The sequence below is a fragment of the Streptomyces sp. NPDC056296 genome (assembly GCF_042268605.1).
Taxonomy (GTDB): domain Bacteria; phylum Actinomycetota; class Actinomycetes; order Streptomycetales; family Streptomycetaceae; genus Streptomyces.
The window spans coordinates 95424-110560 of record NZ_JBHJRX010000022.1; the positions used below are offsets into that span (position 1 = coordinate 95424).

General features: G+C 73.0%; 12 protein-coding genes, 1 tRNA gene and 1 pseudogene. 3 read left to right on the top strand and 11 right to left on the bottom strand.

The genetic code is table 11. The features are described 5' to 3' along the window. Positions 1 to 2: 2 nt before the first annotated feature. The 6 genes from ettA to ACFCZF_RS18295 all read right to left on the bottom strand — a co-directional run bounded on the left by ettA (position 3) and on the right by ACFCZF_RS18295 (position 9553). On the bottom strand, positions 3 to 1667 hold the full coding sequence (ettA, locus tag ACFCZF_RS18270; protein WP_375912915.1) for an energy-dependent translational throttle protein EttA: 1665 nt from the start codon (positions 1665 to 1667) through the stop codon (positions 3 to 5). 170 nt (positions 1668 to 1837) lie between these two features. Beyond that, on the bottom strand, positions 1838 to 3127 hold the full coding sequence (locus tag ACFCZF_RS18275) for a chloride channel protein (protein WP_376672521.1): 1290 nt from the start codon (positions 3125 to 3127) through the stop codon (positions 1838 to 1840). Between the two features lie 314 nt (positions 3128 to 3441). Further along, positions 3442 to 4854, bottom strand: coding sequence for a Cys-Gln thioester bond-forming surface protein (locus tag ACFCZF_RS18280; RefSeq protein ID WP_376672522.1), 1413 nt, complete (start codon positions 4852 to 4854; stop codon positions 3442 to 3444). A gap of 263 nt (positions 4855 to 5117) precedes the next feature. Next, the gene (locus ACFCZF_RS18285) at positions 5118 to 5591 is read right to left on the bottom strand and encodes a single-stranded DNA-binding protein (RefSeq protein WP_375912924.1); all 474 of its coding nucleotides are present in this window, start codon (positions 5589 to 5591) and stop codon (positions 5118 to 5120) included. Between the two features lie 305 nt (positions 5592 to 5896). Further along, on the bottom strand, positions 5897 to 7942 hold the full coding sequence (locus ACFCZF_RS18290) for a YfjP family GTPase (protein ID WP_376672523.1): 2046 nt from the start codon (positions 7940 to 7942) through the stop codon (positions 5897 to 5899). 3 nt (positions 7943 to 7945) lie between these two features. Next, positions 7946 to 9553, bottom strand: coding sequence for a dynamin family protein (locus tag ACFCZF_RS18295; protein WP_376672524.1), 1608 nt, complete (start codon positions 9551 to 9553; stop codon positions 7946 to 7948). 321 nt (positions 9554 to 9874) lie between these two features. Between ACFCZF_RS18295 and ACFCZF_RS18300 the strand changes: the two genes are divergently transcribed. After that, positions 9875 to 9950 (top strand) — tRNA-Arg (locus tag ACFCZF_RS18300). A gap of 30 nt (positions 9951 to 9980) precedes the next feature. Further along, positions 9981 to 10937: pseudogene (locus ACFCZF_RS18305) on the top strand (D-2-hydroxyacid dehydrogenase family protein); the annotation flags it as partial. Between the two features lie 146 nt (positions 10938 to 11083). On the opposite strand, the gene ACFCZF_RS18310 reads toward ACFCZF_RS18305, so the two are convergent. Continuing rightward, positions 11084 to 11710, bottom strand: a complete 627-nt coding sequence (locus tag ACFCZF_RS18310; protein ID WP_376672543.1) for a DUF2087 domain-containing protein — start codon at positions 11708 to 11710, stop codon at positions 11084 to 11086. Positions 11711 to 11929: 219 nt separating this feature from the next. Between ACFCZF_RS18310 and ACFCZF_RS18315 the strand changes: the two genes are divergently transcribed. After that, positions 11930 to 12250 carry a chaplin gene (locus ACFCZF_RS18315; protein ID WP_376672525.1) on the top strand — a complete coding sequence of 107 codons (321 nt, stop codon included), beginning with the start codon at positions 11930 to 11932 and terminating at the stop codon, positions 12248 to 12250. 141 nt (positions 12251 to 12391) lie between these two features. Here ACFCZF_RS18315 and ACFCZF_RS18320 read toward each other — a convergent pair whose 3' ends face one another. From ACFCZF_RS18320 to ACFCZF_RS18335, 4 genes are all read right to left on the bottom strand, one after another. After that, positions 12392 to 13258, bottom strand: a complete 867-nt coding sequence (locus ACFCZF_RS18320) for a tyrosinase family protein (RefSeq protein ID WP_376672526.1) — start codon at positions 13256 to 13258, stop codon at positions 12392 to 12394. Then, positions 13242 to 13829 (bottom strand): tyrosinase family oxidase copper chaperone, encoded by a 588-nt coding sequence (locus ACFCZF_RS18325; RefSeq protein WP_376672527.1) that lies wholly within the window; start codon positions 13827 to 13829, stop codon positions 13242 to 13244. Before ACFCZF_RS18325 ends, ACFCZF_RS18320 begins: the two co-directional genes overlap by 17 nt. A gap of 144 nt (positions 13830 to 13973) precedes the next feature. Further along, positions 13974 to 14489: a hypothetical protein gene (locus ACFCZF_RS18330; RefSeq protein WP_375912942.1), complete on the bottom strand. Its 516-nt coding sequence runs from the start codon at positions 14487 to 14489 to the stop codon at positions 13974 to 13976. Between the two features lie 60 nt (positions 14490 to 14549). After that, positions 14550 to 14831, bottom strand: a complete 282-nt coding sequence (locus ACFCZF_RS18335; RefSeq protein WP_376672528.1) for a hypothetical protein — start codon at positions 14829 to 14831, stop codon at positions 14550 to 14552. Between the last annotated feature and the right edge of the window lie 306 nt (positions 14832 to 15137).

The following is a 15137-nucleotide window of genomic DNA, read 5'->3' on the forward strand; positions in this document are numbered from 1 at the left end:
GATCAGCCCCGGGTCAGCTTCTTGTAGGTGGCGCGGTGCGGACGGGCCGCGTCCGCACCGAGCCGCTCGACCTTGTTCTTCTCGTACGAGTCGAAGTTGCCCTCGAACCAGAACCACTTGGAGTCACCCTCGTAGGCGAGGATGTGGGTGGCGACGCGGTCCAGGAACCACCGGTCGTGGGAGACGACCACGGCGCACCCGGGGAACTCCAGGAGGGCGTTCTCGAGGCTGCTGAGGGTCTCGACGTCGAGGTCGTTGGTCGGCTCGTCGAGGAGGAGCAGGTTGCCGCCCTGCTTGAGGGTGAGCGCGAGGTTGAGCCGGTTGCGCTCACCGCCGGAGAGCACGCCGGCCGGCTTCTGCTGGTCCGGCCCCTTGAACCCGAAGGCGGAGACGTACGCCCGCGAGGGCATCTCGACCTGGCCGACGTTGATGTAGTCCATCTCGTCGGAGACGACCGCCCAGAGCGTCTTCTTGGGGTCGATGTTCTCGCGGCTCTGGTCGACGTAGGAGATCTTGACGGTCTCGCCGACCTTGATGGAGCCGGAGTCCGGCTCCTCGAAGCCCTGGATCATCTTGAAGAGGGTGGTCTTGCCGGCGCCGTTGGGGCCGATGACACCGACGATGCCGTTGCGCGGCAGCGTGAAGGAGAGGTCGTCGATGAGGACCTTGTCGCCGAAGCCCTTGGTGAGGTTGTTGACCTCGACGACGACGCTGCCCAGGCGCGGACCCGGCGGGATCTGGATCTCCTCGAAGTCCAGCTTCCGCATCTTGTCGGCCTCGGCGGCCATCTCCTCGTACCGCGCGAGACGCGCCTTGGACTTGGCCTGCCGCCCCTTGGCGTTCGACCGCACCCACTCCAGCTCGTCCTTGAGCCGCTTGGCGCGCTTGACGTCCTTCTGGCCCTCGACCTTGAGGCGGGTCTGCTTGGTCTCCAGGTACTTGGAGTAGTTGCCCTCGTAGCCGTGCAGCCGGCCGCGGTCGACCTCGCAGATCCAGCCGGCGACGTTGTCCAGGAAGTACCGGTCGTGGGTCACGGCCACGACGGTGCCCTCGTACTTGGCGAGGTGCTGCTCCAGCCAGTTGACGGACTCGGCGTCGAGGTGGTTGGTGGGCTCGTCGAGCAGCAGCAGGTCGGGCGCCTCCAGCAGCAGCTTGCACAGCGCCACACGCCGCTTCTCACCACCGGAGAGGTTGACCACGGGCCAGTCACCGGGCGGGCAGCCCAGCGCGTCCATGGCCTGCTCCAGCTGGGCGTCGAGGTCCCAGGCGTTGGCGTGGTCCAGCTCCTCCTGGAGCTTGCCCATCTCCTCCAGCAGCGCGTCCGAGTAGTCGGTCGCCATCTGCTCGGCGATCTCGTTGAACCGGTCGAGCTTGCCCTTGACCTCGGAGACGCCCTCCTGGACGTTCTCCAGGACGGTCTTCTCCTCGTTGAGCGGGGGCTCCTGGAGCAGGATGCCGACCGTGTAGCCCGGCGACAGGAACGCGTCGCCGTTCGAGGGCTGCTCAAGCCCCGCCATGATCTTCAGAACGGTCGACTTACCGGCACCGTTCGGTCCGACCACACCGATCTTCGCGCCGGGCAGGAAGCTCAGGGTGACGTCATCAAGGATCACCTTGTCGCCGTGCGCCTTGCGCGCCTTGCGCATGGTGTAAATGTACTCAGCCAAGAGAAACCGTCCGGCAGCTTGATCAGGCAGTGGGCAGATACACCCCATCTTGCCGCACCGCCACCCCTGGGAGGAAACGCGTATGGGACGGGCCCTCTGACCTGGTGCTTCCCAGATGGCACCACCGTCCGGGGGGGGCGACGTGCGCGTGTCCCCTCCGTGCGGACGGATCACGGGTGTGCCGGCATCCGCCGCCGCAGGGTGTCGTAGATGGGCTCGCTCCCCAGCCGGTCCGCGGTCAGTGTCGCGGCGAAACAGGCGATGAGGAGCGGGATGAGGAGCGGGAGGGTGCCGGTCATCTCCACGACCAGTACGACGCCGGTGACCGGCGCACGTACGACCCCGGCGAACAGGGCGGCCATCCCCGCGACCACGAACGCGCCCGGGCCGGCCGACTGGTCCGGCAGCAGCGGCGCCGCGACCGCGTGCGCGAAGGTCCCCCACAGGGCACCCAGGGCCAGCAGCGGAGCGAACAGCCCGCCAGGGGTCGCGGCCGCGTAGCTCAGCGGCCCCGCCACGAACCGGACGGCGATATAGACCGCCAGCACCGTCAACGCGGGACTCTCGCCCACCAGGAGCCGCTCGCTCAGCGGATCTCCGCCCCCGGCCAGTAGCGGGCCGGACGCCATCAACAGACCGATGACAGCGCCGATGGCGGCCGCCCGGACCACGAGCGGCACCCGTGTGAGCCGGTCGCACACCCTCAGCATCCCTACGACGAGACCGTTGTAGGCCGCGCCCAGCGCCCCGGCCACCGCGCCGAACAGGAGGAAGACGGGCAGCAGCCACACCGGCGGGACCGGTACGGCGGATACCGGGAAGACCGGCGCGTCGCCCACGACGAACCCGGAGCACGCGACCGCGGTGGCCGTGCCCACGAGAGTGAGCAGCACCAGGCGGGGTCGGATCGTGCGGGTCACCTCCTCGCAGACGAACAGCAGCCCGCCGAGCGGGGCGGTGAACGCCGCGGCCAGGCCCGCGCCGCCGAGCGCGGCATGCAGCAGCCGGGCGTCCTGTGCGCCCAGTCGGGTACGGCGGCCCGCCTCGGACCCGATCACGGCTCCCATGTGCACGATCGGGCCCTCCCGCCCGAGCACCAGGCCCGAGCCCATGGCGATGAGACCGCCGAAGAACTTCGCCGGCAACAGCCACAGCGAACGGGAGCCGGTTCCGGCCTCCCCACGCCACACCGCTTCGACGTGCTGGATCCCGCTGCCCGCCGCGTGTGGAACCCGCTGCGCGATCGCGCACGCCACCGCCGCGCCCACCGCCGCGAGCGCCACCGGAATCAGCCATCCCGGGCCACCGAAGCCCGAGGCAGCCTCCAGTACCGCGACGCGCAGCCGGTCGGCGCGCTCCAGAGACCACCGGAACGCCCCGCCGACCAGCCCCACCAGACAGCTTGCTGGTACCAGGACGAGGTAGACACGGGAACCCGCCCGGACCCGGCCGGCCGTCAAGCCCGCCCCGGACGACCGGGGCCGAGCAGAGTACCGGGCATGTAACGCCTCCCCACGGAGCCGTGCTGGACATCCGTCCGAGCTTGGACCCGCCGGCCGCCCACCACGGGGAAGCTCGCCGAGCCCGCACCCCAAGGCGCCCGACCGGACCTCCGTGAGGTCGCCGTCAGGGGGTACCGGGGGACCGGCCGGCCCCCTTCGGGACGAGGCAAGTGACACGCCGTCCGCGCCGCACCGCCACCCCTGGACGGAAACCCGTGCCCCGGGCCGCTGCTACGGGCGGCGGCCGGTGCGTACGGATGGTGACGTCGCGGTCATTGTTCGGTCTTCCTGCGGAGGAGCAGCAGGACCGCGCCGCCGATCACGACCAGGCCGATGGCCGCGCCGCCGATCAGGGGCGTCACTCCGGAGCTGCCGGTCTCGGCGAGGTTGGGGTCCGGGGTGGGGCTTGGGGTGACGACCTTGGTGGGGGCCGGTTCGCCGAGGGGGCGGGTCGTGTCGGCCAGTGCGGCGCTTCGGGTGCGGCAGTCGAGTACGCCGGTGAAGCGCTGCTCGAAGCCGGCCGGGCCGCGGACGGTGAAGTCGTAGGCGCGGTCCTCCGGCAGCGGGACCGTCACCGTCCGGGACTCGCCGGGCGCGATGGTGTACTCGGTGTCCAGGAGTTCGAAGGTGAAGGGTTCGTCGCCCTCGTTGAGCGCGGTGATGTCCAGAGCGCCCTCGGCGCAGTTCTTCGTCGCGGACAGGGCGGGTATCGCGCCCTGGTCGGCCCAGGTGGCGGTGGCCGTCGCCGCGACCGTGGACTCGCTGGAGCCGGCCAGGATCTGGGTCTGGCTGCGGCTCTCGGAGGCGAGGGCGCGGCCGACCGGCACGGTGGTCGAGGCCTGGACCGTCAGCTCGGCGGTGCCCGCCGCCGCGTCCTCGGGCACGTCGAAGAAGATCTGGGTGCCGTCGGTGACGGAGGTGACCGGCTCGCCCTTCTTGTCGACGATCCGCACCCCGCCCGCGGTGGCGTCGACCGGTGGCGTCACCGTCGCCCCGCCGGCGTTGGTGCGCACCGTGACCGGGCCGAGCCGCTCACCGGGGCGGCCCGAGACCGCGGGCGGGTCCAGGGTGAGCGACGCCGCGGGCTCCGTGAGGTCGCGGGCGTTCTTCTCCAGGTAGTCGGCGAGCCGCTCCGCCTGGGGGTCGACGGCGTCGACGGCGGTGTCGTCCGAGTAGCGCCAGATGGCGACCTGTGTGCCGGCGGCCGCGTCCTGCTCGGTGAGGCCGCCGCGGACGCCCGCCTTCTTGGCGAGTGCGGCGAGGTCGTTGACCTGGGGGTAGGAGTTCCGCAGGATCCAGCGGATGCGGCCGGCGTCCTTGTTGGTGCCCAGTGACGTGCCGCTCCACGGGGTCTCGTGGTACTTGGCGTCCTTCTGCGTCGGGTTCTGGATGTCGACGCAGTACGTCTGCAGCATGCCGCCGCCCTCCACGGACATCTCGAACAGGCCGGCCGGCACCTCCTGGTCGCCGCCCTCGCCATGGATGACCGCGGTGCCGTGCGCCTTGAGTCCGCCTATGGTGGCCGTCGCCCCGCCCTGTCCCCGCGCCGCCGCGTCCTGGGCGGCGGCCGCCGGGCCGGCACCGGTCACCACGCCCGCGACGGCGAGCGCGGACACCAGTGCCGCGGTGGCGCGGCGCGCCGCCCCTCGGCCGGGCAGAGACAGCGCGGTGAGCGAAGAAAACACCAAATTCCCCTTCGAGCAGGACCCGTTGACGTGGGGGGCACGGTCCCACCAGCAGAATCACCAGCCCCACAGGGCTCGTTCGGCATCCTAAGGACCTGACACACCGTGCTTGCCGGTGATGTTGGTCCACGCGGTGATCCGACTCGGAATCGTTATCGCCGACAGGGCAGGTGAGCAGGGCTTATCGACAAATCCACCCGGGTCCACGCGGGGCGCACTCGCCGATAAGCCGCACTTCGGTCAGTTCCGGCGGGCCGTCGGAGTCATGCCACCGCGGCGGCGGGTTCCGGCCGCTGTCCGGCGTTGTCCGCGCCGGCCGACTCCCCCGCCGGTGTCTCCCAGTTGGGCTCCGGCTGCGGTGGGGAGGCCGCCGTCTCCGCCTTCCCGGTGCGCCGGAACGCCGCCGTGCCGCGCGCGAGGTCGTGACCGATCGCCACCGCGTCGATGTCCGCCGAGGTCCAGTTCTGCCCCTCGCGCACGTCCGTGCGCACCTTCAACCGGCCCTGTACGACGACGGGTTCGCCCACCGCCAAGGACGCCGAGACGTTGGCGGCGAGCTGCCGGTTGGCCCACACCGTGAAGAAGTTGGTGTGGCCGTCGGTCCACGCGCTCTTCTCGCGGTCCCAGTAGCGCGCGGTGACCGCCAGCCGGAACCGCGCCGACGGTCCGTTCGCCAGGTTCCGGAACACCGGCTGCGTGGCCACGTTGCCGACGGCGCAGATCATCGTCTCGTTCATCGGAGTCCTCCCTCCCGTACGGGCGCTTCCCGTACGGCTGCGTCCGGCGCGGCCGCGTCGCGTTCCCGCACGCCGCCGCTGCCGCGACGACCGCGTCCGTCGCGATCGCCGCGAAGCCAGACTGCCTCCGTCCGGGCCGGGCCCGCTGCGGGCTGTGGACCGTCCCGGCGCCTGTGGAGAACTCCGTCACCCCGGCGAGTGGGAGCTCCGGACGGCAACGACGCCCGCGGCCCGCGCCGTCGGCCCCCAGCCCTACCTCGCCGCGGCCCCCCGGCCCCGCTACCTCGCCGCAGCCCCGGCCTCCGCTACCTCGCCGCGGCCCCCGCCCCCGTGACCCGTCCGTACTGCTCCCGCACCTCCCGGTACCGCAGCAGCTCCGCCGCCAGCGGATCCAGCACCCTGGCCCGGCCGCACCCGGCGGCCGCCTCCCGCAACAGGCGTTCCGCCTCGTGGCCGTAGCGCCGTGCCGGTCCGCGTGCCGCGATGCGGCAGCTCCACTCGATGAGGGGGCCGCCGATGATGCCGGCCACCATCAGCAGCACCGGCACGCCCAGGTTGGGCGGCACGAAGCCGATGATCTGGCCCAGCAGCCACAGGCCGCCCACCACCTGCAGCAGGGTCATGGCCGCCTGGGCCAGCACGGCCACCGGCCACCAGCCCGGCCGCGGCGGACGCCCCGGCGGCAGCCCCGTGCGCACCGCCAGTTCGTCGAGGGCCTCGGGCAGCCCCTGGGCGCCGCGGACGGCCGCCTCGCGCATCGCCTGCGCCCACGGCGCCGGCAGCCCGGCCGACGCCCGCTCCGACACCGTACGCACCGCCTGCTCGACGCGCTGACGGGCCGTGGCCTCTTCGTCCGCCTGGGCGCGCAGCGGGAGCCGCCCCGTGGGGGGTTCGCGCCGGTCGTGGTACCAGCGCCACAGCCGCAGCCAGGGCGTGCCGCACGCGCGGTTGGCGTTGCGCAGCCAGGAGCGTTCGGCCGCCTCGCCCGCCGCGGTGGCACCCACCGCGTCCGCGAGCCGGTCCGCGAACTCCTCCCGTGCCTCCTCGCTGAGCCCGGTCCGCCGCCCGGTGACGTACACGGGACGCAGGCGCCAGGCGGCGGCGTCCACGTCGGCCGAGATGCGGCGCGCGGGGGCCTGCCGCTCGGCGACGAACTGGCCGAGCGCCTCGCGCAGTTCGCCGATGCCGTCGCCGGTGAGGGCGGACAGGGCGAGCACGGTGGCGCCGGGTTCGCCGTACTCCCCCAGCGCGATGCCGTCCTCGTCGAGCAGCCGCCGTAGGTCGTCCAGGACCTGTTCGGCCGCCTCCCCGGGCAGCCGGTCGACCTGGTTGAGGACGACGAGGGTGACCTCCGCGTGGCCCGCCATCGGCCGCAGATAGCGCTCGTGGAGCACGGCGTCGGCGTACTTCTCCGGGTCCACGACCCAGATGACGGCGTCGACGAGCGCCAGGATGCGGTCCACCTGCTCGCGGTGCTGCACGGCGGCCGAGTCGTGGTCGGGCAGGTCGATCAGGACCAGCCCGCGCAGCGGCGAGTCGGCGTCCGGGTGCTGGAGCGGGCGGCGCCGCAGCCTCCCTGGGATGCCGAGCCGGTCCAGGAGGCTGGCCGCGCCGTCGCTCCAACTGCACGCGATGGGCGCCGCGGTGGTCGGCCGGCGGACGCCCGTCTCGGAGATCGTGACACCGGCGAGCGTGTTGAACAGCTGCGACTTGCCGCTGCCGGTCGCGCCCGCGATGGCCACCACGGTGTGCTGCCCGGAGAGCCTGCGCCGCGCGGCGGCCTCGTCGAGGACCCGGCCCGCCTCGGCCAGCGTCCCGCTGTCGAGCCGGGTACGGGAGAGGCCCACCAGCTCGCGCAGCGCGTCAAGGCGCGACCTGAGCTGCCCGTCGTACGCCAGCGGCATGAGGGCCGAGGAACTGGCGGGCCTGCTCGGCACGATGCTGAACTGCTCCGCCCCGCTGTTCTCGTCCACCCGCCGCGCGATCAGCCCGTCGCCCCAGGCGCCCTCCTCCCCGCCCCCGGGCCCGGACGAACCGCCGGCCACGTCCTCCGTACGCGCGCTGCCTTCCGTACGCTCCACGCGCTCGTCCCCGCGGTCCCGGTCCCGGTCCCGGTCCCGATCCCGGTCCGTACGGCGGGACTCCCCGCCGTCCCGCACGCGCGCGTGGGAGCCGCGTGCGCGCTCGCTCTCGTCCTTGTCGGCGCCCCGCTCCGGGCCCCGGCCGTCCCCGGAACCTGTCCGGCCTGTCCGGCCCGTCCTGCCCGTCCGGTCCGCCTGGCCTTTCCGGCCTGCTTCCTCCGTCGTGTGGTCGGTGTGCTCGGTGGGGTCCTGGTCAGTGACGGCGGTCACCGGTCACCTCTCCTTCTGCAGTACGGACAGCGCGGCGATGAGTTCGGCCTGCGGCTCGGGATGCACCTCCAGCCCGTCGAGCGGAGCCAGTCGGCGTTCTCGCTCGATGTGCACGACCCGGTCCACGTGTTCGTCGAGCAGCCGCCCGCCCCGGTCGCGCAGCCGCAGCGCGCCGTGGGCACCGATCCGCTCGGCGAGCCGCTCCCCGGCGATGCGCGCGCGCCGCCCGCCCAGCAGCACGGTGGCTACCAGGGCGGCGACCACCCCCGGGTCCGGTGCCATGCTCCGGTCGAGCCGGCCCACCTCCTCCTCGGCGTACTCCTCCAGCTCGCGCCGCCACCGCCGTACGGCCATCCCGATGCGGTGCTCGGCGGTCTCCGGCGCCGGGTCGCGGTCGGCGAGTTCCGGAGCGGCGGCCGCCGGTTCGCGCTGCCAGGCCTCGTCGACGCGTTCGTCGGCGGCGGTGACGGCGCACAGCAGCAGGGCGCTCAGGCTCTCCACCAGCGAGTCGAGGAGTTCCTCGGGGGAGCAGTCGAGGGGAAAGGCCCGCCACCGCTTCAGCGCGTCCCCGGCGAGTACGGCACCCGCCTGCAACCGCCCCCGCACGCGCGCGTGCTCGCCGTCGTACGCACCGTCGACGGCGGCGGTGAGCCGCAACGCGGCGGCGTACTGGGCGGCGGAGGCGCCGGCCAGTTCGGGCATCCGGGACTTGAGGGAGTCCAGGATGCCGTGCGCCGTACGGGCCATGGCGTGGTGCCGGGCCTCGAGATCCTGTGCCCGGTGGACGAGCCAGGCCCGCAGCGGCGCCACCGCGCTGGCCGGCAGCAGGCCGCCGCCCCAGGCGGACTCGGGCAGCTCGGGCACGGTGAAGCGGGGCACCTCGCCGAGTCCGGCCTTGGTGAGCAGCGCCCCGTACTGCCGCGACACCTCGGACACCACCTGGTGGGGCACCCGGTCGAGCACGGTGACCAGGGTGGCGTCGTACTCCTTGGCGGTGCGCAGCAGATGCCAGGGCACGGCGTCGGCGTACCGGGCGGCCGTGGTGACCATCACCCAGATGTCGGCGGCGCAGATCAGCTCGGCGGCCAGGACGCGGTTGTCGGCGACGAGGGAGTCGATGTCGGGCGCGTCCAGGAGGGCGATGCCGGGCGGCAGGGTGTCGGCGGTCTCGACGCGCAGTACGCGCGCGGGGTTCTCGCCCGGCAGGAGCAGGTCGTCGTCCGGTTCCCGGTGGGGCACCCACACGCGCGTGAGGTCGGGCAGCACCCGCATGCCGCTGAACCAGTGGTGGTCCTCCGGATGGCACACCAGCACCGGCGTCCGGGTCGTGGGCCGCAGCACACCCGCCTCGCTGACCCGCCGCCCCACGAGGGAGTTCACCAGCGTGGACTTCCCGGCGCCGGTGGATCCGCCCACGACGGCCAGCAAGGGCGCTTCGGGCTCCTTCAACCGGGGCACCAAGTAGTCGTCGAGCTGTGCGAGCAGTTCGTCGCGGTTGGCACGCGCGCGTGGGGCCCCCGCCAGGGGCAGCGGGAAGCGTGCGGCCGCGACACGGTCGCGCAGGGCGGAGAGTGCGTCGAGCAACTGAGGCCGTACGTCCAAGGTCACCACATGTGAAGAATGCCCAATTTTAGGGGAATTCTGAAGCATATGAGTATGTCTGCGCGCCGACCAGACACTCCGGGCGGAAGGGACTACTGGGACGTGAGGGCAGTCCAGGCATAACGAGTGCACAACACCCGATGCGCGAGACGCCAAAAGCGATGCACGATTCGTACCTGCCTGCGATTATCAGGACCGCTTCACCGAACCTCCACATCGAGCCACGGAGGCGAAGCATCAGGGACATGGAGCCGGGAGCCCTATCCTTGTCCCCGGCATCGTCACGGATCAGCCCACACCCGGGCACCACGACCGAGGCCACCACACCTGGCCCCCGTAGCTCAGTGGATAGAGCAGGCGCCTTCTAAGCGCTTGGCCGCAGGTTCGAGTCCTGCCGGGGGCGCCACTGCCCGTTTGGCGGGAGGGACCGGACGACGTGCGACTGCGCTGCGCGGTGCTCGACGACTTCCAGCAGGTGGCGACCGAGATCGCCGACTGGTCCCCGGTCGCGGACGACGTGGACGTTGTGTCCTTCGACACTCATCTCGGCGACGAGGACGCCCTCGCCGAGGCGCTCGCCGACGTGGACATCGTGGTCACGCTGCGGGAACGCGTGCCCTTCCCCGGGTCACTGATCGCCCGGCTGCCCCGGCTGAAACTGATCGTCGCCTCGGGCATGCGCAACAGCGTGATCGACTACGCCGCCGCGGACTCCCACGGCGTCACCGTGTGCGGTACGGCCTCCTCCTCGACCCCGCCCGTGGAACTGACCTGGGCCCTGCTGCTGGGCCTGGCCCGCGGCATCGTCCAGGAGGGCAACGCGCTGCGCGAGGGCGGCCCCTGGCAGCAGACGGTGGGCGCCGACCTGCACGGCCGGCGGCTCGGACTGCTGGGCCTCGGCAAGATCGGCGGCCGGGTCGCGCGGGTCGGCCTCGCCTTCGGCATGCGGGTGAGCGCGTGGAGCCAGAACCTCACCCGGGAGCGCGCCGACGAGGTCGGCGTCGAACTCGCCCCCTCCAAGGAGGAGCTCCTGCGGGCCGCCGACTTCGTCTCCGTCCACCTGGCGCTCGGCGACCGCACCCGCGGCCTGCTCGGCCCCGCCGAACTGGCCCTGCTCAAGCCGACCGCCTACCTGGTCAACACCTCGCGCGCGGCGATCGTCGACCAGAACGCCCTGCTCGCCGCGCTGCACGAGGGCCGGATCGCCGGTGCGGGCGTGGACGTCTTCGACACCGAGCCGCTCCCCGCCGACCACCCGATGCGCACCGCCCCGCGCCTGCTCGCGACGCCGCATCTGGGCTATGTCTCACGGGCCAACTACGCCACGTACTACGGGCAGGCGGTCGAGGCGATCCAGGCGTATCTCGCGGGCTCGCCCGTACGCCGCCTGCCCGCGCCCGCGCCCCCGGAGCCGGCTCCGGCTCCGGCTCCGGCTCCAGCTCCAGCTCCAGCTCCAGCTCCCGCTTCAGCTTCAGCTGCGGCTGCGGCTCCAGCTCCCGCTTCAGTTGCCGCTGCGGCTGCGGCTGCGGCTCCGGACGCTCAGGCGATTCCCGCCCGGGCGGACTCCGCCGGGCGCCAGTAGATTCCGCCGCTCCGGCGCAGGTGGTCGAGGTCCACCAGATGGCGCCGGAGCGTCACATGGTCGACGTCGCCGTCCTCGCACCACGCCCGGAGCTTCTCGTCGACGGTGCGCTCCGGATACTCCGCGCCGGGCTCGAAGGTCTGCTCGGCGATGTGCCGCAGCACCACCTTCTTACGTGTCCAGCGCGCGGGGAGGCGGACCAGCCGCCCGTCCTTCACGAAGGTCCGGACGATCATGCCGGCCGCCCGGTCGTCTTCGCCCGCCTCGGAATTCACGGCGGCCTCCGCCGCCGGTCGGCCCGCGCGGGCCAGGTCCCTGAAGCGGTCATGGGCGACGACGAGTTCGCCGCCGTCCCCGAGCGTCACCACGCCCTGCTCCCGCAGTCGGCGCAGCGCGGCGGCCGTGTCCTTGGCGGACAGGCCGGCCGTCTCCGCCACCTGTGCGGCGCTGCCCGCCCCCAGGGCCACGGCCGCGAAGGCCCGCACCCGGCCCTCCTCGGCGAACAGGCCGGGCAGTGCGGACAGCGCGGATTGCGCGGACGGCGCGGATTGCGCAGACGGCGCAGACGGCTCCGGCGTTTCCATGAACCGGTCGGGTTGGTCGTTAACCATGCCCGGAGGCTAGTGGACACCCCGGCGCGGAGCGGAGCGATTTTCCGCCCCCGGGCGACCCATCGCCACCCTTCTGTTCAAAAAGGGTGATCCTCACATTCCTCCCGTGACCCGTTCGCGACCTGCTGCGTTGGACCGGCAGTGCGGTGGCACGTCCTGCCGCCGCGCTCCCCGAGTCAGAAGGAGAACGTGATGTCTCGCATCGCGAAGGCCGCCGGCGTCGTACTCGGCGCCGGCGCTGTGGTGCTCAGCGGCACCGGCCTGGCCATGGCGGACGCGGGCGCCGAGGGCGCGGCCGTCGGCTCGCCCGGCGTCCTGTCCGGCAACGTCGTCCAGGTCCCGGTCCACGTGCCGGTCAACGTCTGCGGCAACACCATCAATGTGATCGGCCTGCTCAACCCGGCCTTCGGCAACGCCTGCGAAAACGGCGACGACGACAAGAAGGACGAGAGCGACAAGCACGGCGAGGACGGCAAGAACGAGGACGGCGAGAACGGCGGCTACGGCGGCTGAGTCCCGTAGGCACCAGGAGAGCCCCGGCCTTCCCGGCCGGGGCTCTCCCCATGTCCGCACCGACCGCTCGGGACCGCCCGGGACCGCTCGGGACCGGTCGGGACCGGTCGGGACCGCTCGGGACCGCTCGGGACCGGTCGCTCAGCCGTACCGGTAGATCCGGCTGTGGTCCTCCAGCTCGTCCGGCGTCACGTCCCACGGCGGCAGCCTCTCGTGCCGTGCGACGATCCGTCCGCGCTGTGCGCTGCCCCGGCCCGGCGGCTCGGCGGGCTGGTAGCGGGCGCCGCGGTGCCGGGCCTGCCAGCGGGACCACTGGAGGTCGACGAAGGCGTGGTGCAGCCAGAACACCGGGTCGTTGACGGACGCGCCGCCGACCATGGCCCCGCCGACCCAGCGGTGCACGCGGTTGTGGTTGCGCCAGGAGACGCTGCCCCGGCCGGTCCCCCACCCCTCCAGCTTGTTCCGGAACCCCTTGCGGACCGTGGAGTCCCAGGGCGCGGTGTCGTACGCCGGGTCGTCGAGCGCCCACTCCAGGTCGCTCTCGGTGGGCAGCGCGATGGGATCCTGGGCGCGGCCGAGGTCCCGGGTGAGGTACTCGGTGTCGGTGATGTTCTCCTTGAGGGTCCAGTTGCCCTCGGCGTGGGCGAACGGCCCGGTGGTGACCCGGTGGTCGGAGCGCCGCCCGGTGCCGCCGAGGAGGTCGGCGGTCCACGGCGCCGACTTGGTGGTGCGGTCCTTCGTCCAGTCCCAGTACGGCACGGTGACCGACGAGTCGACCCGGCGCAGCGCCTCCTCCAGGTCCAGCAGGAACCTGCGGTGCCAGGGCAGGAAGGACGGCGCCATGTGCGCCGTACGCAGTCCGTCCTCGCCGTCGGAGACGTAGTACTCGATGTGGGTGCGCACGAACTCGTCGTACTCGCCGCGCCGTTTGATCTCCAGCAGGGCCTTGACGAACCGTCGCTTCTCGGTGCGGGTCAGCGTGCTGACGTCCTTACGCGTGTACGCCATGGTGCCCCCCGGAGTGGCCCTGGCCGGCGGCGGCCGGCGTGTCGCGCAGGTGCTCGCCGGGGCCGAGTTCGTCGACGGCACCGCGGGCCGCGGCAAGGGGGGTGGGGTACGACCGGTAGTGGTCGATCATGCTCAGCCAGCTGCCGTCGGCCCGGCGCATCAGGTGCAGCGGGCGGCCGTCCACGGTGACGTGCCAGGTGCCGGCACCGACGGCCCGGCCCGCGGCGGACCGGATGCCGCGGATACGACGGCCCCGGTAGGTCTCGTCGAACGAGGTGCTCCCGGCCGGCTCGCCGGCGTGCGGCTCGGGGCGCGCGGGCCCCGCCCCGCCCCCGGTGGCGGCGGCCTCGGCCGCCCGGGAGGGCCGGGAGGCGGCGACCAGGGGGGCCAGCGTCACGGCGAGGGCCGGGGCGAGCAGCCGCCTCATCAGCTGCCGCCGGCTTCCGGACGCCGGCCCGACTCTCGCCGGGCCCTCCCCCTGGTGATCCCGCTGGAGATCCCGCTGGTGATCCCGCTGGTGATCCCGCTGCTGCTCCGCGTCGTTCGCCGCTCCGCCCGCGTTGACGACCATGGCTCGCTCCTCGTCCGGTTCCGGTGGTCCGCACCGATAACCGGCCGACGGGCTCCACGGTCACCGCTCGCAGGGCCAGTCGGAGCACGGGCCGGCCCCGGGCAGCGAGGCGCGGCGGGCCGTTGCGGTACTACAACCCCGGCACTACAACCCCGGCCCGACGCCCAGGTCGGCCACGGGAACCGTCTGGACCACCGGGGCCAGCAGCCCGGCCTGCGGGAGCTTGGCCGTCGGCAGGCCGAGGGCGTCGGGGTTCGGCGCGGTGAGCGGGGCGTCCAGGGACAGGCCCGGCGCCAGGGTCCGCAACCCGGCGGCGGGGGCGTCGACGGCGGCGTGGTCGAAGTCGTCACCGAGGACGCGCGGCAGCGGCTGACGCAGGTCGGCGCCGGGCAGCCCGCCGTGCACCGGCAACTGCGGCAGCGTCCGCTCCGGCAGCAGTCGGCCCTCGACGTACCGCGGGCCTTCGGGCGCGCCGGCCGTCGGCACGGGCAGCTCGCCGGCCACCTCGGGCAGTTCCATGCCGAGGGCCGTCTCCGCGCCGTCCAGCGGCACCGGCACGGGGATCGCGCCGGCCGCGGCGGCGGGGGTCGCGGCTGCGCCCACGGCGGCCGCCACACCGGTGACGACGGCGGCCAGGGTTCGTCTGGTGGTCGACTTCATTTCAGGCACGGTCCCTTTCGAGAATGCGAGAAGAACGGTGAAAAGGCGGGGCGGGGTGGCTCAGCCGCCCAGCGGGAGGCCGCCGAGCAGGCCGCCCTCGGAGTTCAGGTCGGTGGTCGCGCCCTTCACGGTGTGCAGCACGGACTCCTTGTTCTCGGTGTCGAGCGCGTCCGACTGGTGCTTGAGCGGCATCACGTCGATGGGTTCCGCGGTGAGCGCGTTCACGGCGCCGTTGAGGCTGGTGGGCGTGATGTCGGCGGCGTCGTAGGCGAACGCGGGCGCGGCGGATCCGGCGGCGACCAGGGACCCGGCGACGACAGCGGCGGCCTTGAGGGACTTCATCGTGTTCCTTTCTTCGGCAACTCGTGTTACCGGACGAAATGCTGACGCCGTGCCTAACGACCTGCACCGGGCACGGAAACCCCGCGTCCGGAAGACATATGAGATCTCCGGAGGGCCGAATGGAAAGGAAAGGGAATGGAGAATGGCGAAGGGACGTTGGGGGCCCCCCCTGGAGGGGGGGGGGAGGGGCGGAGCGAAATGGGGGGTGGGGGGGGGGGGGGTGGAGGGGGGGGGGCGGGGCGCTGCGCGACCGGGCCGTCGAGGTACCGCGCCGGATCGCCGCGGCGACCGGCCTGGACCTGGCGG

What these genes read in the sequence shown, in the direction of transcription:
- ACFCZF_RS18330 (WP_375912942.1), bottom strand. Translation starts at nt 14,489, where the DNA reads ATGAAGTCGACCACCAGACGAACCCTGGCCGCCGTCGTCACCGGTGTG.
- ACFCZF_RS18325 (WP_376672527.1), bottom strand. Translation starts at nt 13,829, where the DNA reads ATGGTCGTCAACGCGGGCGGAGCGGCGAACGACGCGGAGCAGCAGCGG.
- ACFCZF_RS18310 (WP_376672543.1), bottom strand. Translation starts at nt 11,710, where the DNA reads ATGGAAACGCCGGAGCCGTCTGCGCCGTCTGCGCAATCCGCGCCGTCC.
- ACFCZF_RS18320 (WP_376672526.1), bottom strand. Translation starts at nt 13,258, where the DNA reads ATGGCGTACACGCGTAAGGACGTCAGCACGCTGACCCGCACCGAGAAG.
- ACFCZF_RS18335 (WP_376672528.1), bottom strand. Translation starts at nt 14,831, where the DNA reads ATGAAGTCCCTCAAGGCCGCCGCTGTCGTCGCCGGGTCCCTGGTCGCC.
- ACFCZF_RS18285 (WP_375912924.1), bottom strand. Translation starts at nt 5,591, where the DNA reads ATGAACGAGACGATGATCTGCGCCGTCGGCAACGTGGCCACGCAGCCG.
- ACFCZF_RS18315 (WP_376672525.1), top strand. Translation starts at nt 11,930, where the DNA reads ATGTCTCGCATCGCGAAGGCCGCCGGCGTCGTACTCGGCGCCGGCGCT.